Source organism: Agreia sp. PsM10, assembly GCF_030433855.1.
Classification (GTDB): Bacteria; Actinomycetota; Actinomycetes; order Actinomycetales; family Microbacteriaceae; genus Agreia.
The window spans coordinates 69,814-93,064 of sequence record NZ_JARUXC010000014.1 but is presented as its reverse complement, the minus strand read 5'-3'; the positions used below and the strand labels follow the sequence as shown (position 1 = coordinate 93,064).

At 68.0% G+C, this 23,251-nt stretch carries 26 protein-coding genes and 1 tRNA gene; 16 read left to right on the top strand and 11 right to left on the bottom strand.

The genetic code is table 11. The features are described from left to right. Together mshD and QCD70_RS15760 are read right to left on the bottom strand one after the other, a co-directional pair. A complete protein-coding gene (gene mshD / locus QCD70_RS15765; RefSeq protein WP_301217997.1) occupies nucleotides 1-918 on the bottom strand; it encodes a mycothiol synthase in 918 nt (305 codons plus the stop codon). Continuing rightward, nucleotides 887-1,579: a response regulator transcription factor gene (locus tag QCD70_RS15760; protein ID WP_055927408.1), complete on the bottom strand. Its 693-nt coding sequence runs from the start codon at nucleotides 1,577-1,579 to the stop codon at nucleotides 887-889. Before QCD70_RS15760 ends, mshD begins: the two co-directional genes overlap by 32 nt. A gap of 63 nt (nucleotides 1,580-1,642) precedes the next feature. Between QCD70_RS15760 and QCD70_RS15755 the strand changes: the two genes are divergently transcribed. From QCD70_RS15755 to QCD70_RS15740, 4 genes are all read left to right on the top strand, one after another. Further along, on the top strand, nucleotides 1,643-1,897 hold the full coding sequence (locus QCD70_RS15755) for a hypothetical protein (protein ID WP_301217994.1): 255 nt from the start codon (nucleotides 1,643-1,645) through the stop codon (nucleotides 1,895-1,897). Between the two features lie 161 nt (nucleotides 1,898-2,058). Further along, nucleotides 2,059-2,664 carry an FABP family protein gene (locus QCD70_RS15750; protein ID WP_301217991.1) on the top strand — a complete coding sequence of 202 codons (606 nt, stop codon included), beginning with the start codon at nucleotides 2,059-2,061 and terminating at the stop codon, nucleotides 2,662-2,664. A gap of 5 nt (nucleotides 2,665-2,669) precedes the next feature. Continuing rightward, nucleotides 2,670-3,827: a CAF17-like 4Fe-4S cluster assembly/insertion protein YgfZ gene (ygfZ, locus tag QCD70_RS15745; protein WP_301217989.1), complete on the top strand. Its 1,158-nt coding sequence runs from the start codon at nucleotides 2,670-2,672 to the stop codon at nucleotides 3,825-3,827. Nucleotides 3,828-3,833: 6 nt separating this feature from the next. Next, complete coding sequence (locus QCD70_RS15740) at nucleotides 3,834-4,907, top strand: FUSC family protein (protein ID WP_301217987.1); 1,074 nt, start codon at nucleotides 3,834-3,836, stop codon at nucleotides 4,905-4,907. Between the two features lie 20 nt (nucleotides 4,908-4,927). On the opposite strand, the gene QCD70_RS15735 is transcribed toward QCD70_RS15740, so the two are convergent. After that, nucleotides 4,928-5,737, bottom strand: coding sequence for a class I SAM-dependent methyltransferase (locus QCD70_RS15735; protein WP_301217985.1), 810 nt, complete (start codon nucleotides 5,735-5,737; stop codon nucleotides 4,928-4,930). A 51-nt stretch (nucleotides 5,738-5,788) separates the two neighbouring features. Here QCD70_RS15735 and QCD70_RS15730 point away from each other — a divergent pair, with 51 nt between their 5' ends. Beyond that, a complete protein-coding gene (locus QCD70_RS15730) occupies nucleotides 5,789-6,538 on the top strand; it encodes a phosphoglyceromutase (protein WP_301217983.1) in 750 nt (249 codons plus the stop codon). A 28-nt stretch (nucleotides 6,539-6,566) separates the two neighbouring features. Here QCD70_RS15730 and QCD70_RS15725 read toward each other — a convergent pair whose 3' ends face one another. Both QCD70_RS15725 and phoU read right to left on the bottom strand, forming a co-directional pair. Beyond that, nucleotides 6,567-7,364, bottom strand: coding sequence for a hypothetical protein (locus QCD70_RS15725; protein WP_301217981.1), 798 nt, complete (start codon nucleotides 7,362-7,364; stop codon nucleotides 6,567-6,569). Between the two features lie 130 nt (nucleotides 7,365-7,494). Next, a complete protein-coding gene (phoU, locus tag QCD70_RS15720; RefSeq protein WP_301217979.1) occupies nucleotides 7,495-8,148 on the bottom strand; it encodes a phosphate signaling complex protein PhoU in 654 nt (217 codons plus the stop codon). 207 nt (nucleotides 8,149-8,355) lie between these two features. Between phoU and QCD70_RS15715 the strand changes: the two genes are divergently transcribed. Both QCD70_RS15715 and QCD70_RS15710 read left to right on the top strand, forming a co-directional pair. Beyond that, on the top strand, nucleotides 8,356-9,510 hold the full coding sequence (locus QCD70_RS15715) for a sensor histidine kinase (RefSeq protein WP_301217977.1): 1,155 nt from the start codon (nucleotides 8,356-8,358) through the stop codon (nucleotides 9,508-9,510). Next, a complete protein-coding gene (locus QCD70_RS15710) occupies nucleotides 9,507-10,187 on the top strand; it encodes a response regulator transcription factor (RefSeq protein ID WP_055927433.1) in 681 nt (226 codons plus the stop codon). Before QCD70_RS15715 ends, QCD70_RS15710 begins: the two co-directional genes overlap by 4 nt. Nucleotides 10,188-10,216: 29 nt before the next feature. Here QCD70_RS15710 and QCD70_RS15705 read toward each other — a convergent pair whose 3' ends face one another. Next, complete coding sequence (locus QCD70_RS15705; RefSeq protein WP_301217974.1) at nucleotides 10,217-10,789, bottom strand: DNA modification methylase; 573 nt, start codon at nucleotides 10,787-10,789, stop codon at nucleotides 10,217-10,219. A gap of 186 nt (nucleotides 10,790-10,975) precedes the next feature. Here QCD70_RS15705 and QCD70_RS15700 point away from each other — a divergent pair, with 186 nt between their 5' ends. The 4 genes from QCD70_RS15700 to rlmB are packed head-to-tail and all read left to right on the top strand — an operon-like array spanning nucleotide 10,976 to nucleotide 15,164. Then, on the top strand, nucleotides 10,976-11,458 hold the full coding sequence (locus QCD70_RS15700; protein WP_301217972.1) for a CarD family transcriptional regulator: 483 nt from the start codon (nucleotides 10,976-10,978) through the stop codon (nucleotides 11,456-11,458). 3 nt (nucleotides 11,459-11,461) lie between these two features. Continuing rightward, on the top strand, nucleotides 11,462-12,691 hold the full coding sequence (gene ispD / locus QCD70_RS15695) for a 2-C-methyl-D-erythritol 4-phosphate cytidylyltransferase (protein WP_301217970.1): 1,230 nt from the start codon (nucleotides 11,462-11,464) through the stop codon (nucleotides 12,689-12,691). A 30-nt stretch (nucleotides 12,692-12,721) separates the two neighbouring features. Next, nucleotides 12,722-14,140 (top strand): cysteine--tRNA ligase, encoded by a 1,419-nt coding sequence (gene cysS, locus QCD70_RS15690; protein ID WP_301217968.1) that lies wholly within the window; start codon nucleotides 12,722-12,724, stop codon nucleotides 14,138-14,140. Continuing rightward, entirely contained in the window at nucleotides 14,133-15,164 is a 1,032-nt protein-coding gene (rlmB, locus tag QCD70_RS15685) for a 23S rRNA (guanosine(2251)-2'-O)-methyltransferase RlmB (protein ID WP_055927446.1), read from the top strand. The genes cysS and rlmB overlap by 8 nt, the downstream gene beginning before the upstream one ends. A gap of 60 nt (nucleotides 15,165-15,224) precedes the next feature. On the opposite strand, the gene QCD70_RS15680 is transcribed toward rlmB, so the two are convergent. Together QCD70_RS15680 and QCD70_RS15675 are read right to left on the bottom strand one after the other, a co-directional pair. Further along, nucleotides 15,225-16,532 carry a DUF4032 domain-containing protein gene (locus QCD70_RS15680; RefSeq protein WP_055927449.1) on the bottom strand — a complete coding sequence of 436 codons (1,308 nt, stop codon included), beginning with the start codon at nucleotides 16,530-16,532 and terminating at the stop codon, nucleotides 15,225-15,227. 168 nt (nucleotides 16,533-16,700) lie between these two features. Next, nucleotides 16,701-17,804 (bottom strand): ABC transporter ATP-binding protein, encoded by a 1,104-nt coding sequence (locus tag QCD70_RS15675; protein ID WP_301217963.1) that lies wholly within the window; start codon nucleotides 17,802-17,804, stop codon nucleotides 16,701-16,703. 232 nt (nucleotides 17,805-18,036) lie between these two features. Between QCD70_RS15675 and QCD70_RS15670 the strand changes: the two genes are divergently transcribed. The 4 genes from QCD70_RS15670 to QCD70_RS15655 all read left to right on the top strand — a co-directional run bounded on the left by QCD70_RS15670 (nucleotide 18,037) and on the right by QCD70_RS15655 (nucleotide 20,255). Then, nucleotides 18,037-18,954 (top strand): DsbA family protein, encoded by a 918-nt coding sequence (locus tag QCD70_RS15670; RefSeq protein WP_301217961.1) that lies wholly within the window; start codon nucleotides 18,037-18,039, stop codon nucleotides 18,952-18,954. A gap of 61 nt (nucleotides 18,955-19,015) precedes the next feature. Further along, nucleotides 19,016-19,091, top strand: a tRNA-Thr gene (locus QCD70_RS15665). A 97-nt stretch (nucleotides 19,092-19,188) separates the two neighbouring features. Next, nucleotides 19,189-19,752 (top strand): hypothetical protein, encoded by a 564-nt coding sequence (locus QCD70_RS15660; protein ID WP_301217958.1) that lies wholly within the window; start codon nucleotides 19,189-19,191, stop codon nucleotides 19,750-19,752. A gap of 59 nt (nucleotides 19,753-19,811) precedes the next feature. Further along, nucleotides 19,812-20,255 carry a hypothetical protein gene (locus QCD70_RS15655; protein ID WP_301217956.1) on the top strand — a complete coding sequence of 148 codons (444 nt, stop codon included), beginning with the start codon at nucleotides 19,812-19,814 and terminating at the stop codon, nucleotides 20,253-20,255. Between the two features lie 25 nt (nucleotides 20,256-20,280). On the opposite strand, the gene QCD70_RS15650 is transcribed toward QCD70_RS15655, so the two are convergent. From QCD70_RS15650 to msrB, 3 genes are all read right to left on the bottom strand, one after another. Next, nucleotides 20,281-21,486, bottom strand: coding sequence for an MFS transporter (locus QCD70_RS15650; protein ID WP_301218010.1), 1,206 nt, complete (start codon nucleotides 21,484-21,486; stop codon nucleotides 20,281-20,283). 155 nt (nucleotides 21,487-21,641) lie between these two features. Beyond that, nucleotides 21,642-22,190, bottom strand: a complete 549-nt coding sequence (locus tag QCD70_RS15645; protein ID WP_301217954.1) for a nitroreductase family protein — start codon at nucleotides 22,188-22,190, stop codon at nucleotides 21,642-21,644. 4 nt (nucleotides 22,191-22,194) lie between these two features. Next, complete coding sequence (gene msrB / locus QCD70_RS15640) at nucleotides 22,195-22,596, bottom strand: peptide-methionine (R)-S-oxide reductase MsrB (RefSeq protein WP_301217952.1); 402 nt, start codon at nucleotides 22,594-22,596, stop codon at nucleotides 22,195-22,197. 85 nt (nucleotides 22,597-22,681) lie between these two features. On the opposite strand from msrB, the gene QCD70_RS15635 reads away from it, so the two are divergent. After that, nucleotides 22,682-23,152 (top strand): GNAT family N-acetyltransferase, encoded by a 471-nt coding sequence (locus QCD70_RS15635; RefSeq protein ID WP_301217950.1) that lies wholly within the window; start codon nucleotides 22,682-22,684, stop codon nucleotides 23,150-23,152. The last annotated feature ends 99 nt before the right edge of the window (nucleotides 23,153-23,251 follow it).

The window sequence follows — 23,251 nt, the reverse complement described above, 5'->3', positions numbered from 1 at the left end:
TCATCCGGCGAGCGGACGCCGATACTGAACATCGACCGTGTGGTCGGCGAATCCGAGCGATCGGTAGAGATGCACGGCACCGACGTTGTCGGCGTCGACATAGAGCGCCGCCGTCGGGATTCCCCGCTCGCGCAGGCGATCGAATGCGTGCTGCATGAGCGTGCGCCCGAGCCCTCGCCCCGCGTACGCGGAATCGACGCCCACCACGTAGATCTCTCCCGGCTCGTCGGCCCCTTCGATCTTGAGCCAGTTGTAGGCGATCAGGTGGCCGTCGTGTCTCGCGACGAGAAAATCGCCGGCGTCGAACCAGGGCTCGGCCATACGTGCGTGCAGGTCGTCGAGCGTGATCGAGCCCTGTTCGGGATGATCGGCGAAGACCCGCGCATTGAGGTCGACCCAGGCCTCGTCGTCGACGCCGGGCCTGAACGCCTCGATGACGACCCCGTCGCCGTTCCCTGAGCCGTCGTTCCCTGAGCCGTCGTTCCCTGAGCCTGTCGAAGGGGAGCCTGCCGAAGGCCCCGGCACCGGCGTCCGCAACTGATACAGCGTGCGCACGGCCTCGAACCCCGTGCGGGCGGCGAGGATGCGACTGGCCGGGTGATCGCCGTGCGCCCACCCGGCGATGCCGGGCTCCGCGCCGTCGAGAATGCGCTCGAGCAGGATCGTGCCGAGCCCGTTGCGTCGGAACTCGGGGTCGACGACGAACTCGAACTCGCCCGCGCCGACGATGACGGCCCCGGCGATCACGTCGCCGTGCTCGGCCACGATCAGGGCCCTGGCCCCGGATGCCGCATCGACGAGCGCCTGGTCGTTGAACGGCGGCTGGCCGTCGACGAGAGACGATCGGGAGATCAGCCGAGTGAATGCCGCCCCGAGCTGGGAGGGGCTACTTGCCCTGAGTTGCAGCGATGCGCTCATTGTCGTCTTCGAAGAAGTTGAAGCGGTAGCCGACGTTGCGCACGGTGCCGATGAGGGATTCGAGGTCGCCGAGCTTGGCCCGCAGTCGTCTCACGTGCACGTCGACCGTGCGCGTTCCGCCGAAGTAGTCGTAGCCCCAGACCTCCGAGAGCAGCTGCTCCCGGGTGAAGACGCGCGAGGGGTGCATCGCGAAGAAGCGCAGCAGCTCGAACTCCTTGAACGTGAGGTCGAGGGGGCGGCCGTGCACTCGGGCCGAATAGCTCGCCTCGTCGATGACCACACCGGAGGCCTGGATCTTCGAGGTCGACTGGTCTTGCACCTGACGGCCGATGGCGAGGCGGATGCGTGTGTCGACCTCGGCGGGACCTGCCGTCTCGAGAACGACGTCGGCCGCGCCCCAGTCGGCGCTCACCGCGGTGAGCCCGCCCTCGGTGATGATGAGCAGAATAGGCACCCCGACGCCCGTGGTGGTGAGGATCTTGCACAGGGATCGTGCCGATGCCAGATCGTTACGGGCGTCGACGAAGATGAGATCGCAGTTGGGCGTGTTCACCAGCTGCGCGGGCTCGGCGGGGATCTGCCTGGCACGGTGGCTCAGGAGAGAGAGTGCCGGCAGAACCTCGCGGTCGACCGCAGAGGTCAGTATCAACAGCTGCGCCACGTATGGTCCTCCAAGAAAGCCTGCCGTCATACTATCGGGCAGAATAGGAGGGTGAGTCTCCTGATGAAGAGCGTAGTGCCGGTCTGGCTGGTGGCCGTGATCGGTGCCGTCGCCGTCGCCGCGCTCGCCGACCCCCGCAACTACCTCGTCTTCCTGCCCGTGGTGCTGGGGGTGTGCACCCTCCTGACCTTCGGCATCCAGCTGGGCATCAGGCGAAAAGAGGGCTACGTCAATCGTGTGACGGCCAGCGCCACCGGCGCCGTCGTCGTCCTGGCGGTGGCCACGGTCATCCTCGCCCCCATCGCTTTCGCCGCCTAGCGTCACGGCCCCCGCGGGCGGCAGTCGGGTTAGGATCGAAGCATGGAATCGTACGTCGCGCTCGAACTCTTCTTCGTGGGACTGCTCGGTCTCGCGAGCCTGGCCATCGCGTGGATCTCGGGCATGGTCATCTTCAAGCTCTTCCGCGGCCAGCGCTGACCGTGATCGAACTGCCCATCGGGCTCAACGCCGAACTGGTTCCGCTCTCGTGGCTGATCGGCGTCTGGGAGGGCACCGGAGTCATCGACTACATGGTCGGTGACGAAAAGGTCACGCGCGAGTTCGGGCAGCGCGTGAGTTTCAGCCAAGACGGTCTGCCCCACCTCAACTACAACTCCTACGCCTGGCTCATCGGCGAAGAGGGCGACGAACCCACTCCGCTCGCCACGGAGACCGGCTACTGGCGGCTCAGCCGTCCGCTCGTCGAAGCCGATCCGGGCCCGGGCATGCTGCCTCCGGCCGAGCAGAGGCCCTTCACCACGGCCGACGAGGTCGAGACCCTGCGCAACGCGACGAACGGTTTCGACGTCGAGGTCGCCCTGGTGCACCCCGGCGGAGTGATGGAGCTCTACATCGGCCAGGTTGCCGGCGCTCGCATCGACCTCTCGACCGACGCGGTCATCCGTTCGCACGGTGCCAAGGAGTACACGGCGGCCACGCGCATCTACGGACTCGTCGACTCCCACCTGCTGTGGGCCTGGGACATCGCCGCCCTCGGCCAGAGCCTCCGCACCCACGCCTCCGCTCGTCTCGCCAAGACAGATTGACTGCAATGACCTCAGCTCCCTCTCCGTTCCTCGGCCTTCCCGGCGCAGTCGACTCGGCGGGAGCCGACAGGGGAGTGCCCGCCCACTACGGCAATCCCGTCGCCGAACAGCGCACGCTCCTCACCGGTGCCATCGTCGACCTCTCGCACCGCGGGGTCATCTCCGTCAGCGGAGCCGACCGCCTCACCTGGCTGAACTCGCTGACGAGCCAGAGCCTCACCCGGTTGGCTCCGGGGCAGTCGACGGAATCCCTTCTGCTCGGTGTCTCCGGGCGAGTCGAGTTCGACATGCGCGTCGTCGACGACGGAGAGACGGCGTGGCTGCTCGTCGACGCCGATGAGCTTCCCGATCTGCTCGCGTGGCTGCTCAAGATGCGCTTCACGCTGCGGGTCGTCATCACCGACCGCACGGCCGATTTCGCGACGCTCGGCTCGATCGGCGAGTCGAACCCGGTTCTCGATTCCGTGGCCGCGTCGCCGAACGGCGTCGCCCTGGTCTGGCGCGACCCCTGGAGCGCCGTCTCCGAGGGCGGTCACCAGTACGCCCAGATCGAGCAGCACCCCGGCGCGGAGTGGTTGTGGCGCGAGACGCTCGTGGGCCGTGACGGGCTCGCCGCGCTCGCCGACCGAGCCCGTGCCGGCGAGGTCGCCGTGGCGGGAGTGCTGGCGTCCGAGGCCCTGCGCATCGCGGCCTGGCGTCCCCGCCGCGCGACCGAGGGCGACGAGAAGACCATTCCCCACGAGCTCGACTGGATGCGCTCCGCCGTGCACCTCTCGAAGGGCTGCTACCGGGGCCAGGAGACGGTGGCGAAGGTGCACAACCTCGGCCACCCGCCGCGGCGCCTCGTCTTCCTCCACCTCGACGGAACCGACAACGTGCTGCCGGCACCCGGCGACGACGTGATGCTTCCCGCCCTGCCCGACGCCGCCCAGGGCGGCGAGGCCGACGTCGTCGGACAGGTGACCTCCAGCGGCATCCACTACGAACTCGGCCCTGTGGCGCTCGCCGTCGTGCGACGCTCCACGCCGGTCGACCGCGATCTCGGGGTGCTGAGCGACGGCATCGTCGTGGCGGCGGGCCAGGAGGTCATCGTGCCGCCCGAGGCAGGGAGCGTCGTCGGTCGCATCCGGCGCATGCCGCGACTCGGCGTGATGCGGCGCTAACGCTCCGTGCGCAACCTTCCAAAGCCGGGCGCATCCATCGAACGCCTGGTGTCCAGCGCGCCTGCGATCGTGCAGATCGTGATCGCGGTCGTGATCTCGTTCTCCATCTCCCGCTACCTGCTCGGGCATCCGGCGCCCGTGACGGCCGTGACCGTCACGATCTCGAGTCTCGGTTTCATGCGGGATGCCCGACCTCTGCGTGTGGTCGAGACGGCCCTGGGCGTCACTCTGGGCATCGCCCTGAGCGAGGCGATCGTGCTCGGATTCGGCCAGGGCGTCTGGCAGCTCGCCGTGGCCCTGGGCGTGACCCTCACTGTGGCGCGGCTGCTCTCCCCGGCCGCCTCGTTCGCGATCGTCGCGGGAGTGCAGTCCGTTCTGGTCGCGGTGCTGCCCGTGCAGGCCGGCGGCCCGTTCACCCGAACGATCGACGGCGTCATCGGCGGCACGATCGCCCTGCTGTGCACGGCGCTCATCCCTCGTGACCCGCGTCGCGGGGCCCTCCGCGACGCGAAGAGATTCCTCTCGGCGTACATCGACGTGGTCGCCTCGCTCGCCGCGATCCTGCGCGTCGGCAGCGAGACCGAGACGGATCGCGTCCTCGAGCAGGCGCGTCGCACGCAGCCTCTCGTCGACTCGTGGCGCACATCGCTCGACTCCGCGCTCGCGATCGCCCGGATCTCCCCGTTCCTGCGAAAACATCTCCCCGAACTGCAACGGCAGCACGTGATGCAGCAGAACATGGACCTCGCCATGCGCAACCTGCGCGTGGTCACCCGCAGACTCTCCGTGCTCGATCGCGACGGTCGACCGCGACCCGAGATCGCAGAGCTGCTCTCGGGCGTCGTGGGCAGCGTGAACCTGCTCTCGCAGAGCCTCGCCGAGCCGCGGCTCGAGCCGCTCGTCAGGCAGAACCTCATTCTCATCGCGGTCAGGCTTCATCCCTCACGGCTGCTGCCGGGCCAGCCGCTGGCCGAGACCTCCGTCGTCTTCGCGATGCGACCCCTGGTGATGGACCTGCTGATGGCCTCCGGCCTCAGCGCCGAGGAGGCGCGGGCGTCGATGCCCGATATGTCGGCCTGAGTCGCGAACGACCTCGCGAGTCAGACCGGGGCCACCTGCGACCACGGCACCGTGAGCTCGCCCAGCCGCCTGCGCGACCGGGCGCCGAGAATCGACCAGCCCGCGGCATCCAGAGCCTCGACGGAGGCGAGCCATCGCTGGGTCGCGCCGTACACGCCCACGCCGGCGTTGTGCTGCCACGCCCTGTCGAGCTCGCTGAGCAGGGCGTGCACCGGCTGGCCGGGCACGTTGTGGTGGATGAGCGACTTCGGCAGCCGCTCGGCCACGATCGAGGGTTTCTCGAGATCCGCGAGGCGCAGCGAGATCGTGAAGGTCTGGGCGCCGGCGGAGGTCACGGTGATCCAGCTCGAGACCCGACCGATCTCGTTGCAGGTGCCCTCGACGAGCACGCCCGCGGGCTGCAGACGGGAGACCATGCGCCGCCAGGCATCCGGAACCTCTGACTCGTCGTACTGGCGCAGCACGTTGAACGCGCGGATGACGGCGGCGAGGCGGCCGTCGGGCAGCGGCGTCTCGAACCCGCCGAGGGCGAACGAGACGCGGGCGTCGGGGGAGAACGTGGTGGCGCCGGCGCGGACGCGGGCGAGCTGCTCGGTCGCGGTGCGCACCCTGTCGGGCGAGATCTCGAGGCCGATGACCTCGACGTCGGCGCGCACGCGGGCCAGCCGGTGCTGCAGCTCGAAGGCGGTCACGCCGCTGGCACCGTAGCCCAGGTCGACCACCAGAGGATCGTCCGTACGGCGCAGCACGGGCAGCGTGGTGATGAAGCGGTCGACGCGGCGCAGACGGTTGGTGTTCGTCGTACCCCGTGTGATTTCACCGATCGGCATGCTTCCAGTTCACCACGAATGACAAGGCCCGCCGCCCCTAGACTTGGAACCATGTCTACGCCTTACACCTTGATTCTGCTGCGCCACGGCAACAGCGACTGGAACCAGAAGAACCTCTTCACGGGCTGGGTCGATGTGCACCTCAGCGAGCAGGGGATCGCCGAAGCGAAACGCGCCGGAGACCTCCTCGCATCGTCGGGCACGCTGCCCGACATCCTGTACACGTCGGTGCTGTCGCGCGCCATCGAGACGGCCAACCTCGCGCTCGCGGGCGCCGACCGGCAGTGGATCGACGTGAAGCGCAGCTGGCGGCTCAACGAGCGCCACTACGGAGACCTGCAGGGCAAGGACAAGGCCCAGACGCTCGAGGAGTACGGCCCCGAGAAGTTCCAGACGTGGCGCCGCTCGTTCGACGTTCCGCCGCCCCCCATCGCCGACGACGCCGAGTACTCGCAGGTGGGCGACCCCCGCTACGCGCACATCGACGGCGAGGTGCCCCGCACCGAGTGCCTCAAAGACGTGATCGAGCGCATGCTTCCCTACTGGCACTCCGACATCACCGAAGACCTCAAGGCGGGCAAGGTCGTGCTGGTCACCGCGCACGGCAACTCGCTGCGTGCGCTCATCAAGCACCTCGACGGCATCTCCGACGACGACATCGCCGAACTGAACGTGCCCACCGGAATCCCGCTGGTCTACAAGCTCGACGAGAACTTCGTGCCGATCGAGCCAGCCGCCTACCTCGACCCCGAGGCGGCAGCCGCGGGTGCCGCAGCCGTGGCCAACCAGGGCAAGAAGTAGGCCGCAGCCCGGCTCTCGCCGAGAACCGTCAGATGACCGGTCCGCGCTCCGCGGGCCGGTCATTCTGCTCGGTAGGCACAGGCTGCTGCGCGTAGGGAGCCTGCGCGGGCGCGCCGTACTGCGGCTGGGCGGCGGGGGAGCCGTACGCCTGAGGCGCCTGCTGCGGCTGCGGTCGCGGCGCCGCGGAGGCCCCGCCGAGGACGCGGGCGGCGATCGCGCCGCCCCAGCCGATGCCGGCCGCGACGAGCGCACCGAGGATGAGCATGATGATCTGGGTGGTGGCCGAATCGACTCCGTTGATAAGAAGTGCCCAGTGCACCAGCGCCGGGATCGCGACGAGGGCCAACGCCGCGTAGGCGAGACCCGGACGGGCGCGCACGACGAGCCACGCGGCGCCCAGGGCCAGGGGCAGCATCACGAAGGCGTCGGCGAAAGTGAAGCCGATGAATACGGATGCCGCGCCGAGGCCGGTCGACAGGCGCACCGCCTGCAGAATGATCGTGAACAGCACGACCACCGCGACGATCGCGCCGGCGATGGACCGTCGGGCCAGGGAAGCCGGGGCGAAGAAGAACCCGAGCAGCACCACCGCGCCGGCGAAGAGCAGCTGCAGAACGAGGAGCGTTCCGTATGGCACCTCGATGCGCATTCCCGTGAACAGCTGGATGAACTGGCCGGCGAGGTTGAGCACGAGCAGGTATCCGCCGAGCGACACCGTGACAAGGGCGAGCAGCCATCTGGTCGAGACGAGCTGCGCCGGGGGAGCGGGCGGGGCCGGGGGAGCGGACGGGCCCGGGGCGAACGACGTGTGCGGGGATTGCGACATGCCCCCAGCATGGGGGAGCACGCCCCTCGGGGCAAGAGGCCCCGCGGCATCGGACATTCCGCCGGAAACGACGGAACGCGACCGGTGCGCCCGAAGGCGTGCCGATCGCGTTCCGCGAATCTGTTTCCGACTAGTCTGCGGCGCCGGCCCAATCGCCCGTGGCGAGGTACTGCACCTTCTTGGCGATGGCCACCGCGTGGTCGCCGAAGCGCTCGTGGTAGCGGCTGGCCAGGGTCACGTCGACGGTGTCGACGGCGCCGCCCTTCCAGGTCTCGCCGAGCACGGCATCGAACACGCTCACGTGAAGCTCGTCGAGGGAGTCGTCGTCTTCGCGGATGACCTCGACCAGTGCGAGGTCTTCGTTCGTGAGCAGGACGGTGAGGTTCTTCGCCATCGCCACGTCGAGACGGCCCATCTCGGTGAAGGTGCCGCGCAGGCTCTTCTTCACGACCTTGTCGGGGTAACGGTAGCGAGCGAGCTGAGCGATGTGCTCGGCGAGGTCGCCCATGCGCTCGAGCGACGCCGAGATGCGCAGGGCGCTGACCACGATGCGCAGGTCGCGGGCGACCGGCTGCTGAAGGGCGAGGATGTTGATGGCCAGCTCGTCGAGGCTCACGGCCAGGGCGTCGATCTTGTGGTCTTCTGCGATGACCGACTCGGCCAGGGCGACGTTCGATTCGTTGAAGGCGGTCGTGGCATTGGTGATCGCCACGGTCACGAGCGTCGAGATCTCGACCAGGCGGTCCTGTACCTCCCGCAGCTCCTGCTGGAAAACTTCGCGCATGCGTAAAGGTCCTTTCACGGATTCGTCCCGACGCCGATGTGGCGGATTTTGTGCAGCGTCGAGGGTAGGGGCGCCTGCTGGCGCCCGGATCATTCTGCCGAGATCAGGTTAACGGAAGGTGCCGAAGACCTGAACACTCGGCTAAGCGGCGCCTGTTCGGGCATAGACGTGAATTCTGTCATGGGTCGAGTCGTTAGTGTGGGGTTCATGGACTCAGGCTGGTTGGTGCTGCTTTCTGTGGCATTCGGCCTCCTCGTGGGCGCCGGGTTCATGGCGCTTCTTCACGCCGCCGAACGGCGGGGCAGCAATGCCGTCGACGTGGTCAATCCTGCGGTTCCCGACGGAGTCGAGCAGGTCATCAACGCGCTCGACTCTGCCGGAGTCGTGATCGACCCGTCGAACAACGTCGTCACGGCGTCTCCCGGCTCGATCTCGTTCGGGCTCGTCGCCCAGCAGGCGCTCGTGCATCCCGAGCTGGTCGCCCTCGTCGACCAGGTCCGGTCGACCGGCGAGCCCATCACCACCGCGGTCGAGCTCGCTCGTGGCCCGTTCGGAGACGCGAGCGTCCACTTTCTGGTGCGGGTGGCCCGGCTCGGCTCGAGGTACATCCTCCTCCTCGCCGAAGACCACTCCGAGACCTTCCGCCTCGAAGACGTTCGACGCGACTTCATCGCGAACATCAGCCACGAGCTCAAGACGCCGATCGGTGCGATCTCCCTCCTGTCGGAGGCGCTCGACCCGGCCGCGGACGACCCCGATCAGGTCCGCCGCTTCGCCAAACGGCTGCACACCGAGGCCGCCCGCCTCACCCGCATCACGCAGGAGATCATCGAGCTCTCCCGCCTCCAGGCGGCGGACACGCTCCGATCGGCCGAGGTGCTGAACGTCGACCATCTCATCGCGTCGGCCATCGACCAGAACCACGTGCAGGCCGAGCTGCGCGGAACGACCCTGGTGAAGGGCGGCGCCAAGCACGTCGAGGTCTTCGGCGACGAGAGTCTGCTCGTCATGGCGATCCACAACCTCGTGGGCAACGCCATCCAGTACTCGCCCGACAACTCGCGCGTGGGCATCGGTGTTCGCCTCGAAGACGGCGTCGTCGAGATCGCCGTCACCGACCAGGGCCTCGGCATCGCGAGTGACGATCTCGACCGCGTCTTCGAGCGCTTCTTCAGAGTCGACCAGGCACGCTCCCGCAATACCGGCGGCACGGGTCTCGGCCTCAGCATCGTCAAGCACATCGTGGAGAACCACGGCGGCGATGTGCGGGTGTGGTCGCAGCTCGGCAGAGGTTCCACGTTCACGATCAGGCTTCCGGAGGCGACATCGCTCGCGTCCGCACCACAAGGAGATTCACGATGACCCACATCCTTCTCGTCGAAGACGAAGACGCCCTGAGCGAGCCGCTCGCGTACCTGCTGCGCCGTGAGGGCTATACGGTCACCGTGGCGCCCGACGGCCCCACCGCCATCGCCGAATTCGACCGGGGCGGGGTCGATCTTGTGCTGCTCGACCTGATGATCCCCGGAATCCCGGGAACCGAGGTGTGCCGCGAGATCCGCACGCGCAGCACGGTGCCGATCATCATGCTCACGGCGAAGGACTCCGAGATCGACATCGTCGTGGGGCTCGAGCTCGGCGCCGACGACTACGTCACCAAGCCGTACTCGACCCGGGAGCTGCTCGCACGCATCCGGGCGGTCATGCGCCGACAGAGCGAGCCGAGCGATCTCGCCGAGCCCATCCTCGAGAGCGGGCCCGTGCAGATGGACATCGAGCGGCACACCGTTCGGGTGAACGGAATCGACACGGCCATGCCGCTGAAGGAGTTCGAGCTGCTCGAACTGCTTCTGCGCAACGCCGGCCGTGTGCTCACCCGCGGACAGCTGATCGACCGGGTCTGGGGCTCCGACTACTTCGGCGACACCAAGACGCTCGATGTGCACATCAAGAGGATCCGGTCGAAGATCGAGGCCGTTCCGTCGGAGCCGACCCTGCTCGTCACCGTCAGGGGACTCGGGTACCGCTTCGAGGCATGACCGGATGCCCGGGACCCGGGCGATGGTCGCTATGGAGCGGGTGTCGCCTCGGGCGTCGGCGTCTCTGAGACGTCGGCGGGCGTCGGAGTCGACGACGGAACGGGCGTGGGCGTCGGCGTGACCGTGGGCAGCGGCGTCGGAGCGAGGCCGGTGTACTCGGCGAACTCCGTGGTGAGGATCGGAACGAGGAGCTGCTTGCCCTCGGCGTCGCCGTACTGGAAGTAGACAGGGAAGAGGGAGCCCGCCGTGGCCTCGATGCCCCGCAGCACGATCTGGGTCTCGCCGTCGGCGCCGTAGCTCGTGTTGCCGTCGCCGGCCACGGGGATGGTGAACTCTGTCTTGCCTGCGTCGCCCTCGTACTGCAGGGTGAGCGCGCGGCTCTCGGTGGCGCTGTTGTTGAAGGTGACCAGGAGGCTGGCGTCTTCACCGTCGTCACTGATGAGCGTGGCGTTGCGGATGTCGACGGTGCCGACTCGACCGTTGACGCCGTTGGCCGTCTCGACCTCTTTCGTCGTCGCCTGCGGGGTGATGAATGCGCAGCCGGCCGTGCCGACCACAAGAAGGGCGGCCATGGCCAGTGCGGCCCCGAGTCGTGCTCTCACAAGTTCCTCCAGAAGTGGTTCGGCGCAGCTCCCTCGGGGAGCTGGACGCGGACTTTCCTAGCCTACCGAATGACGGGCCCCGCGATCGGTCGCGCCGCGGGCCGCAGGAGCGTGGTGCGGAGTCGGCCACGCGGGTTCGAAAAGGTGCGCCGTGGTAGTCTGGGAGCCGCTGAAGGGATTCCATCGATGATTTTTGAAGTCGGCGAAACGGTTGTCTACCCCCACCACGGTGCGGCGACGATTTCCGAGGTGAAGACCCGCATCATCAAGGGTGAAGAGAAGATCTACCTCAAGCTCCGCGTCGCCCAGGGCGACCTCACCATCGAGGTGCCCGCCGAGAACGTCGAACTCGTCGGCGTTCGCGACGTCATCGGCAAAGAGGGGGTCGACCGCGTGTTCGACGTGCTGCGTGCCCCGTTCACCGAAGAGCCGACCAACTGGTCGCGTCGCTACAAGGCGAACCTCGAGAAGCTCGCCTCGGGCGATGTCATCAAGGTCAGCGAAGTGGTTCGCGACCTCTGGCGACGAGACCAAGACAGAGGCCTCTCCGCGGGCGAGAAGCGCATGCTCGCCAAGGCCCGCCAGATCCTGATCTCCGAACTCGCCCTCGCCGAGAAGACCGACGAAGAGAAGGCATCGCTTGTTCTCGACGAGGTTCTGGCCTCCTAGAGCGTGAGCCTCTCTGCGCCGACGCCCCGCGTCGCGATCATCGTCGTGGCCGCCGGCAGCGGAACCCGCCTGGGTGAGCCGCTCCCCAAGGCGTTCGTCGAGCTCGACGGGCGCAGCATCCTGTCGAGGTCCCTCGATCCCATCTTCGGCCTCGCCGAGCCGGCCCAGGTCGTCGTGGTCGCCCCGTCGACGCACTCGTCCGAGGCACGCGACATCGTCGAACAGGCCGCGGGCCAGGCATCGGATGCCTGCACCGTCGTCGTCGGGGGCGACTCGCGCCAGGCGTCGGTCGCGGCCGGCCTCGCCGTTCTCGAGCCCTCGGTCGAGGTCGTGCTTGTGCACGACGCCGCTCGGGCGCTCGCCCCGCGATCCCTGTTCGAGAGGGTCGTCGTCGCCGTCGATTCCTCCGGCCGGGGCGCGATCCCCGGACTCGCCGTGAGCGACACGATCAAGCGGGTCGACGCCTCGTCGACCGTGCTCGAGACGGTCGACCGGTCGCAACTCTCGGCCGTGCAGACGCCGCAGGCGTTTCCGCGCGCCGAGCTCGTGGCCGCCTATGCTGCGGCCGACAGGGAGTTCACCGACGACGCCGCTTTGATCCAGCACGTGGGCGGTTCGGTCGCCATCGTCGCGGGAGATCCGCTGGCATTCAAGATCACGACGCCGTGGGACCTTCGCCGGGCCGCCCAGCTGCTGGCCGAGGGTTCCTCGTCGGGCCGGCCGCAGGCATCCGGCCCGGCGTTTCGAACCGGTGTGGGCGTCGACGCGCACGCGTTCGACGACGGGCAGCCGCTCTGGATCGCGGGCCTCTTCTGGCCCGGCGAGGCCGGGCTGGCAGGCCACAGCGACGGCGACGCCGTTGCGCACGCGCTGTGCGACGCCCTGCTGTCGGCGGCGGGCCTCGCCGACATCGGCGGCATCTTCGGGGTCGACGACCCGCGGCTCGAGGGCGCGCACGCAGAGGTGTTCCTCGTCGAGACCCTGCGACTGCTGCACGACTCCGGGTTCGCACCCGTCAATGCCTCCGTGCAGCTCGTCGGCAACCGACCGAGGTTCGCGCCGCGCAAGGCCGAGGCCCAGGAACGCCTGACGGCATTGCTCGGCTGCCCGGTCTCGGTATCGGCGACCACGACCGATTCGCTGGGCTTCACCGGTCGGGGCGAGGGCATCGCGGCCATCGCGACCGCCCTCATCGCGCCGCTGCCGCGTCCGGCGGCGGGCGCAGGCGCGTAACAGGCCCTACGCGCCGCCTAAACTAGCTGGGTGGCGCTTCGACTGTATGACTCGAGAAGCCGGACCCTGTCCGACTTCGTCCCCCTCGTTCCAGACCAGGTGGGCATCTACGTCTGCGGACCCACGGTGCAGTCGTCGCCGCACATCGGCCATCTGCGCTCGGCGCTCGTCTACGACCAGCTGCGGCGGTGGTTGACGCACTCCGGTCACCATGTCACGTTCGTGCGCAACGTCACCGACATCGACGACAAGGTGCTGGTGAACGCGGCCGGCAGCGACGAGCAGTGGTGGGCGCTGGCCTACCGCGTCGAGCTCGAGTTCACGGCCGCCTACAACGCCATCGGTGTTCTGCCGCCCACGTACGAGCCGCGCGCCACGGCCAGCATCCCCGAGATGCACGCGATCATCGCCCGCCTCATCGATGAGGGCTATGCATACGCGGCCGACGACGAGTCCGGTGATGTGTACTTCGACGCGCGCGCCTGGCCTCACTACGGCGAGCTCACGCACCAGAGCCTCGACGACATGGCCCCCGCGACCGATTCCGACCCGCGCGGCAAGAAGGACGTTCGCGACTTCGCCCTCTGGAAGGGTCACAAGCCCGAGGAGCCCGAGTCCGCATCCTGGGGCAGCCCCTGGGGCGCCGGACGCCCGGGCTGGCACATCGAGTGCTCCGCCATGTCGACCAAGTACCTGGGTTCCCGGTTCGACATCCACGGCGGCGGCATCGACCTGAGGTTCCCGCACCACGAGAACGAACTCGCGCAGTCGACCGCGGCCGGAGATCCGTTCGCCAACTACTGGCTGCACAACGGACTCGTCTCGGTGTCGGGCCAGAAGATGTCGAAGTCGCTCGGCAACTCGATCTTCGCCTCCGAGCTCATCGCGTCGGCTCGCCCGCTCGTGCTCCGCTACTACCTGGGTGCCGCGCACTACCGCTCCACCCTCGAGTTCCACGACGGCGCCCTCGCCGAGGCAGAGGCCGCGCTAGGTCGCATCGAGGGATTCCTCGACCGGGCACAGCGTCGACTCGACGGCACACGCTTCTCCTCCGACGCGGTGCAGGCCCTGCCCGACGACTTCGTCGACGCCATGAACGACGACCTCGGGGTGCCGCAGGCGCTCGGCGTCGTGCACGACACGGTGCGAGCGGGCAACGCTGCCCTCGACAACGAGGACCTCGTCGAGGCGGCGCACGCACTGGGCGCCGTCATCGCGATGACGAGCGTGCTCGGAATCAACCCCCTATCCAGCGAGTGGTCGACTGCGCAGAGCGGAGCGACCGATGTCGCGCTCGCCGCGCTCGTCGAACGACTGCTCGAAGACCGCCAGGCTGCCCGGGAAGGTCGCGACTTCGTCACGGCCGACCGAGTTCGTGATGAACTGAACGCAGCGGGCATCACTATTGAAGACGGTCCCGCGGGATCGCATTGGAGTCTCGATGGCTAAATCAGGAGCGAACAAGCCCACCAGGGCCGGCGCCGTGCGCAAGGCGAGCCGCGGCAAGGCCGTGGGTTCGGGCGGCCAGGGCCGCCAGGCGCTCGAGGGCAAGAAGCCCACGCCCAAGGCGGAGGACCGCCCGTACCACCCCGCCGGAAAGGCGAAGGCCGCCAAGGAGCGCTTCATCGCGGCCGGCGGCAAGGGCGGTCGGAGCAGCAGCAGTCGCGGAGCGTCGCAGGATCCCAACCGCAAGCCCGCCCCGCGCCGCAGTGCGAAGAACGAGGAGTTCGAGGTCGTCACCGGCCGCAACTCCGTGGTCGAGGCGCTGCGGGCGAAGATCCCGGCGACGGCCCTCTACCTCGCGACGCGCATCGAGATGGACGAACGGGTGAAAGAGGCCCTCGCCCTCGCGACCAACAGGGGCATCCCGATTCTCGAGGTCATGCGCCCCGAGCTCGACCGGCTCACGAGCTTCGACTCGGTGCACCAGGGCCTCGCGCTCAAGGTGCCCGCTTACGAGTACGCGCATCCCGTCGACCTCCTCGACGAGGTCATCTCTCGCGGCGACACCCCGCTGTTCGTTGCGCTCGACGGCATCACCGACCCGCGTAACCTCGGCGCGATCATCCGGTCGACCTCCGCGTTCGGTGGCCAGGGTGTCATCGTGCCGCAGCGCCGATCCGTCGGAGTCACGGCCTCGGCCTGGAAGACGTCTGCGGGCGCCGCCGCCCGCACCCCTGTCGCCATGGCCTCGAACCTCACGGCCACGCTCAAGGCGTTCAAGCAGAAGGGCGTCTTCGTGATCGGCCTCGACGGAGGCGGAGACGTGTCGCTGCCCGGCCTGTCGTTCGCCGACGGTCCGGTGGTCATCGTCGTGGGCAGCGAGGGCAAGGGCCTGTCGCGCCTCGTCACCGAGACCTGCGACGCCGTCGTCTCGATCCCCATCACCGCGGCCACGGAGTCGCTGAACGCGGGTATCGCCGCGAGCGTCACGCTCTACGAGATCTCGCGGCTGCGCGCGGCCAAGAAGTAGCCGACCTCCTCGAGAGGCTCAGGGAACGGTCTCGTTCCCCGAGCCTGTCGGAGGGCTGCTTCAGACCTTCAGGCGCCAGTCCTCGTCGTCGTCGGCCTCGACGGGCACCGACCCCGTCTGCACGTCGATCGGCAGCGTGATCGTTCCAGTCGGCGGGTCGATCACCGTCGCCTCGTCGCGGCGGTGACGCAGCACGTCGTTGATGTAGGCGTTGAGGGCCTCTGCCAGAGGAATGTCGCGCCCCTGCTGCTCGCTCATGAACCACCGGTGCTCGAGAAGCTGGTGGAACAGCTCGGCCGGCTCGAGCTTGCGCTTGAGGTCGCGGGGAACGCTGCGCACGACGGGTTCGAACACCTTGGCGACCCAGTCGTGGGCCATCATCTCCTCGTCGTAGTCGTCCTTGCTGTAGCGGGCGCTGAAGTCGTCGAGGTCGTTGAGCAGGCGTCGTGCCTGGTTCTCCTGGGCGTCCACTCCGGTGAGGCGCAGCAGCCTGCGCTGGTGGTGGCCCGCATCCACGACCTTCGGCTGGATGCGCACGGTCGTGCCCTCGTCGTCGGTCTTGATGTCGAGCTCTTCGATGTCGAAGCCGAGCTCGTTGAGCCGGTCGACGCGCTGGTTGATGCGCCAGCGCTCCGATGACGAGAACGACTCCTTGCCCGTCAGCTCCGACCACAGGGTGCGATAGGCGGCGAGGATGCCGTTGCTCACCTTGATGGGGTCGAGCTGGTCGTCGACACGGCCGCCGGCTTCGAGGTCCATGAGCTCGCCGGCGATGTTGACGCGGGCGATCTCGAGGTCGTTCTCGCGCTGGCCGTTCGACAGCCCACCGGAGAAGAGCTTGCCCGTCTCGGCGTCGACGAGGTACGCGGCGAAGGCGCCGGCATCGCGTCGGAAGAGCGTGTTCGAGAGCGACACGTCTCCCCAGAAGAAGCCGATCACATGAAGGCGCACGAGCAGCAGCGCGAGGGCGTCGACCAGACGGGTGGCGGTGTCGGGGCGCAGCTGCTGCGAGAACAGGGCTCGGTAGGGCAACGAGAACTTGAGGTGCCGGGTGACGAGCACGCTGGGCAGGGGATCGCCGTCGGCGTTCGTGCGGTCGGTGATGACGGCGAGCGGATCGACGCACGGGATCTCGAGGCTCTGGAGCGTGCGGAGCATCTTGTACTCGCCGCCGGCCATGTCCTCCGTGGTCTCCTTGATGGCGATGACGTGACCGCTGAGGTGGGCGAATCGCACGAGGTGGCGGGAGAGGCCCTTCGGCAGCGCAGCGATGTACTGGTCCTCCCACTCGCCGAGGGGCACGTCCCACGGCAGATCGAGCAGGGCGGGATCGGTGATGGCCGAGGTGATGTTGAGGGAACCCCTCATTGCTGCTCCTTGCTGGTGAGCCGGGTCGGCATTCGTCATCGACGAGCCGGGCGTGAACGAACCTGGTGGGACAAGCCTAGGCACAGACAAGTCGAGCCCGTCGCCCGTGCACCGAGCCGTGGGGCCGATGCATCAAGCGACGAGCTCGACTGGTGTGTACGTCAGGTACTAGCTGGAGACGACGGCCTTGTTGCCGAGACGCTCGCCCGACTCGGTGTCGAACACGTGAACGTGGCCGGGAGCCGCGGTCAGGTACACCGTGTCGCCGAGCGACGGGTGCGAGCGACCGTCGACGCGGGTGACGATGTCGGTGCGCTTGCCCTCGATCTCCGAGTGTCCGTAGAGGTAGCCGTCGGCGCCGAGCTCTTCGACCAGGTCGACCTCGACCGCGAGGCCCTGGCCCTGTGTGGTCGACACGACGATGTCCTCGGGGCGCACGCCCACGGTGACGCTCTTCGCGGTGGCCTGCGACAGCGTCTCGCGGTCGACCGGAACGACCGACGAACCGAAGGCGATGCCTCCGTCGACGATGTCGGCGTGGAACAGGTTCATCGCGGGGCTTCCGATGAAGCCGGCGACGAAGACGTTGTTCGGCTTCTCGTAGAGGTCGCGCGGGGTTCCGACCTGCTGCAGGATGCCATCCTTCAGCACGGCGATGCGGTCACCCATGGTGAGGGCCTCGGTCTGGTCGTGGGTGACGTAGACCGTGGTGACGCCGAGGCGACGCTGGAGCGACGCGATCTGGGTGCGCGTCTGCACGCGGAGCTTGGCGTCGAGGTTCGACAGCGGCTCGTCCATGAGGAACACCTGGGGCTGGCGCACGATGGCGCGGCCCATGGCGACGCGCTGACGCTGTCCACCGGAGAGCGCCTTCGGCTTGCGGCTGAGGTAGGGCTCGAGGTCGAGGAGCTTGGCGGCCTCGAGAACGCGGGTGGCGCGGTCTTCTTTGCCGACGCCCGCGATCTTGAGTGCGAAGCCCATGTTCTCGGCGACGGTCATGTGCGGGTAGAGCGCGTAGTTCTGGAAGACCATGGCGATGTCGCGGTCTTTCGGGGGCACGTCGGTGACGTCGCGGTCGCCGATGAGGATGCGTCCTTCGTTGACCTCTTCGAGGCCGGCGAGCATGCGCAGCGTGGTGGACTTTCCGCAACCGGAGGGACCGACGAGAACGAGGAACTCGCCGTCGGCGACCTCGAGGTCGATCTTGTCGACCGAGGCGCGAGTGGCACCCGGGTAGATGCGGGTAGCTTTGTCAAAAGTGACAGATGCCATGGGTGTTGATCTCCTTCACCGGCAGGTACGTGCCGGACGATCCGTTGTGATGGATTGAACCGGACCGTCGACAGTGGCGGTCCATCGTCCAGTATGTCATGGTTCGAGGCCCCCGAATGAGGCACCCTGACTTCCTGTTTGGATATTTCCCAGTCAAGCCCTCTACGCTGGGGTTTCCGGCCAGATTCGGCCCGGTCGCTTTTTCTTCTCTCTCACCCGGAGTTCTACACGTATGTCTTATGGCTCAGCCGGAGATGGTCGCCTCTCTAAGAACGACCGACGCGAAGCCGCCCGCGAAAAGGCCAAGGCCCTTCGTGAGCAGCAGCGAAAGAAAGACCTTCGAAACCGCATCTTCCTCTTCGGAGGCCTCGGCGTCGTGGTCATCGCCATCGGAGTCGCGGTCACGCTGATCATCGTCAGCGCGATCAAGCCGGCGGGCCCCGGCCCCCAGAACATGGCCAGCGACGGTCTCACCGTGAGCCAGGGCTTCGTCGCCACGACCACCCCCTCGCAGGCGGCCGACGCCGACCCGACGGCGCCGACCCCCGACTACTCGACCGGCGTCGTCGACATCCAGGTCTACGTCGACTACCTGTGCCCCTACTGCGGCCAGTTCGAGGCGACCAACTCCGAGCAGATCGGCCAGTGGATCGAATCCGGCGCCGCCACTCTCACGACGCACCCCCTCGCCATCCTCGACCGCGGTTCACTCGGAACGAAGTACTCGACCAGGTCGGCCAACGCCGCGGCCTGCGTCGCCAACTACTCGCCCGACAACTTCTACGACTTCAGCGCGCTGCTCTTCAAGAACCAGCCGGCTGAGAACACCGAGGGTCTCGACAACGCCGCGCTCAAGGGCTACGTCACCGACGCCAAAGCAGACAAGGTGTCGCAGATCGAGAAGTGCATCGACGACATCCAGTTCAAAGACTGGGTGAGCGCCTCGACGGCCCGCGCCCTCAAGGGTCCGCTGCCGAACACAGACGTCGAGAAGGTCGAGGGCACGCCCACCGTCCTGGTCAACGGGCAGCAGTACTCCGGCTCGCTCACCGACGCCGACGCGTTCTCCGCTTTCGTCCTCCAGGTCGCCAGCGAGGCGTACTCCACCGCGACGCCCACCCCGACACCCGAGCCGACCGTCGCGCAGTAGCGCGTCGTCTGGATCGCCTCGATCGGGCCGCGGCTCGTGGCTAGAATGAGGTGTTCCATCTGCCGGCGTGGCGCAATTGGTAGCGCACCGCTCTTGTAAAGCGGGGGTTACGGGTTCAAGTCCCGTCGCCGGCCCCACTCCTGAGAAGCCCGTCGGATCCATCGAGATCCGGCGGGCTTCTCGCGTAAGCGATCGCGTTGCATCGACTCTCTCTTAGTGGGAGAGGAGTTCGCCGTGTCATTCGACGAATCACGCCGCACGAAGCGGTGGGCGCGGGTGCGCGTCGCCGTCGTGGCGGCGTTCCTCGTCGTTCTCGTGGGGGCGGGCATCGCAGTCGCGGTCACGTCGATGTCTGCGGGCGCCCAGACCGCCCGATCGACCCAGAGGCCCATCCCCGGCGTCGAACCCGTCGACCCGCAGCTTGCCGCGGCGCGGGCAGAGGCCGCCACCACGGTAAAGCGATTGCTCCCCATCGCCAACAACGCCGCGGGTATGGCGTCTGCCGACTCCATCGCGGCACTGCAGCGCGACGCGGCCGGCCTCGACACCGCGTCGAGGGTCGGCTCGCAGCTCGATCTGGATGCGGCGGGCGCCGCGCTCCAGGCGTCCCTCTCCGCGTTCAGTACGAGCGCGGCCGAGACCTGCGAGAGCCAGCTCGCGGCAGGCGCCGGAGGCGCCGAGTGGGCGGCCGAGGTCACCGAGCCCTGCGCTGCGGTGAGAGGGGCGGTCTCCGCAGGCTCCGACGTCGTTCCCGCGCTCACGGCGCTCGAGGCGGTCGGTGTACCGGCTACGGTGTAGACGAGCGAGGGACTGTCATGAGCCGCACACGATATCTACCCGAATCGACCGCCCCATGGTTGCCGGTCATCGTCTTTTTGGCCCTGCTGATCGGTGGGGGCTGGGGCCTCGTGGCACAGGTGTCCGGGGGCCGCGGTCCTGGTGTGCCGTTCATGCTGCTGTGGCTTGCCATTTGCCTGTTCAACGGCTACGTCTGGCTCATCCGTGTCGCATACAAGGTCGAACTCGACCATGGAGATCTGTTCTGGTTCTCGCCGTTCCGGCGTGGTTCGATCCCCATCAGGGAGATCCAATCGATCGAGCGCTGTGCGCTCTCGAGTCAGCTTGTGCGGCTGACCCCGGCCGACGGCGCCTCAGTAATCACCCGCAATCATCGGGAGTTCTCGAGTCTCGTCGCCGACATTCTGGCGGTGCACCCCGGTGTGACCGTCGGCGAGATCTCTATCGGCCTGTGGGGTCGCGGGTCAGGCTCGGTCACTGCCTACAAGAAATTGGTCAACTGACGCGTGTCCGCCGGGCCGACCGGGCTCAGGCCCGCGAGGCGCTGCGGCGGTCGACGCCGAGCGAGACGAGCAGGATGGCCACGCCCACGATCGACAGGCCGATCCCCACCCAGGCCGGCGCGATGTATCCGAAACCCGCCGCGATGACGACGCCGCCCAGGAACGCGCCGAGCGAGTTGCCGAGGTTGAGGGCCGAGTGATTGAGGGCCGCCGCGATCGACTGGGAGTCGTGCGCGACATCCATCAGCCTGGCCTGGATCGTGGGCGACGCCGCCGACACGAACGCGCCGATGAAGAAGATCGAGATGAACAGGCCGGGGGCGCTGGCGGCGGTGAGGCCGAAGGCGAGGCAGGCGAGGCCGATGCCCGGCATGAAGATGAGCAGCGAGCGCGCCACCGACTTGTCGGCGGCCCAGCCGCCGATGAAGTTTCCGATGGTCATGCCCACGCCGAAGGTCACGAGCACGAGCGGCACGATCGCTGCGCCGAGCCCCGTCACATCGGTGACCACCGGGGCTATGTAGCTGTAGACCGCGAACATGCCTCCGAAGCCGATAGACGCCATGGCCAGGGTGAGCCAGATCTGCGGGCGGGAGAAGGCCTTGAGCTCGTTGCGGATCGTGCTCTCGGGGTTGCCGGCCTGGAACGGCACGGTCGCGATGATCGAGACGAGGGTGGCGGCGAAGATCACGGTCACGAGCCAGAAGGCGCTGCGCCATCCGAAGTGCTGGCCGAGATACGTGCCCACGGGAACGCCGACCACGTTCGCGATGGTGAGGCCGGACAGCACGAAGGCGACGCCGCGCGCGCGTTTGCCCGGGCCCATCAGGGTGGCGGCGACCAGAGAGGCGATGCCGAAATAGGCGCCGTGCGGAAGACCCGACACGAAGCGGGCCGCGAGCACCCAGCCGAACGAGGGCAGGATCGCCGTGGCGAGGTTGCCGATCACGAAGCAGGCGACGAGCACCGTGAGCAGGCGCTTGCGCGGCCAGCGGGCGGCGGCGGCCGCGATAGTCGGAGCGCCGACGACGACACCGAGGGCATACGCCGAGATCAGGTGGCCGGCCGTGGCGTTGGCGTCGGCCGAGTTCGCGGCGTACAGCCCGGGCAGGAGATCCTGCGCGATATTCGGCAGCAGTCCCATCGACACGAATTCGGTGACTCCGATTCCGAAGCCGCCCAGGGCCAGGGCGAGCAATGCCAGCCACCGGCGGGCGGGGGAGTAGCGCAGGTGCCCCACCGGCTGTTCAGCGCCTGCTCGAGTCGGCGGATTCTGCGCCGACACCTGCGGCCCTGTCGCTGGGGGAGTCACGCCGATATCAGTCACAAGAATTCGATACTAGCCCGCGCAGGACCGGGCGTCGAATCGATTCGAGCGACGGGCTGTCAGAGCGACGAGAGATGCCGCCGGGCGTCGACTCGCGAGCGGCGCGAGGAGCGTGGCCGATCCGGGTATCGACCGACGTAGATCCACCCGAGCATCTGCTCGCCGGGCTCGAGGCGATGCGCGAGCCGAACGGCATCGCTCCGGGTGTGGATGCCGGTGCGCCACATCGCGCCGTAGCCGCGCTCGTGCAGCAGCAGGTTGAGCGAATGGGCCACACCGGATGCGACGGCCTCCTGCTCCCAGTACGGCACCTTGAAACTGGGCCGGGGCGACACGATCACCGCGAGCAGCAGGGGTGCGCGGTACGCCTTACGGATGTTCTTGTCTGCGTCGCGACCCTCGAGCCCCGCGGCGGCGGCGAGGCTCTCGCCGACGATGCGTCGGGATTCCCCGCGGATCTCGAGGACGCGCCAGGGCGTCATCCCCGAATGGTCGGCGACCTGCCCGGCGGCCTCGATGAGCTCCAGGAGCTCGTCGTGGCTCGGCGCCTCGTCGGTGACCTTCGAACTCGAGCGGCGCTCCTGCATCGCCTCGAAGACGGATGCCACGCCCTTACTCTGCCGGGTCGAACTCGAGCGAGATCGAGTTCATGCAGTACCGGTCGCCGGTGGGCGTCTGGGGAGCGTCGTCGAAGACGTGGCCCAGGTGGGAGCCGCACGTGGCGCACCGCACCTCTGTGCGCACCATGCCGAGCGTGGAGTCCGTGATCAGCTCGACGGCGTCGGTCGACGACGGATCGTAGAAGCTGGGCCAGCCGCAGTGCGAGTCGAACTTCGTGGTGCTGCGGAAGAGCTCCGCGCTGCAGGCCTTGCATCGATAGATGCCTTCACGGCCCTCGTCGAGCAGCTCACCGGTCCACGGGCGCTCCGTCGCGGCCTGGCGCAGCACGGCGTACTCGTCGGCAGACAGCTCTGCCCGCCAGTCCTCATCGCTCTTCTGAACGTCGTAACTCATCGACAGGACACTCCTTCTCCGCCCCGCGGTCGCGGCTCCGCGATCGACCAGGGCTTCTTCCATCATCACAGTAAACTTGGCGCCTGTGCCCCTCGAAACCGTACCCACGATCGTGCAGAAGAGCTGGAGCGAGCTGACCACAGAGGAGCTCTACGAGATTCTCAAGCTGCGCACCGACGTGTTCTACGTGGAGCAGAAGGTCGACGAGAGCGAACTCGACCGCCGCGACAGAGAGCGCACGACCGATCACCTGTGGATCGCGGGGGAGAACGGAGATGTGGCCGCCTATCTCCGTGTGCTGCATGACGAGGTCGCGGAACACGAGGACGCGCACCGGCTGCCGGGCCGCGTCGTCGTGGGCCCTGCCTACCGGGGAAGGGGCCTCGCACAGATCCTCCTGGCGAGGGTCGTCGAGCTCTACGGCTCCGAGTCGCTGCTTCTTCATTCGCAGAGCTACATCACGGGCCTCTACGCCGCGTTCGGATTCGTCGCCGTGGGCGACGAGTTCATCGAGGCGGGCATCGCCCACCGCACTATGTATCGGGCCGGTCGCTAGGCATCGCGGCATGCCCGCCTCATTCGGCTGATCCAGAGCATGCGGCCCATAGGATGTTGACGATCGGGGGGGCCGGACGGCTCCCGGGCACGAAGTGGA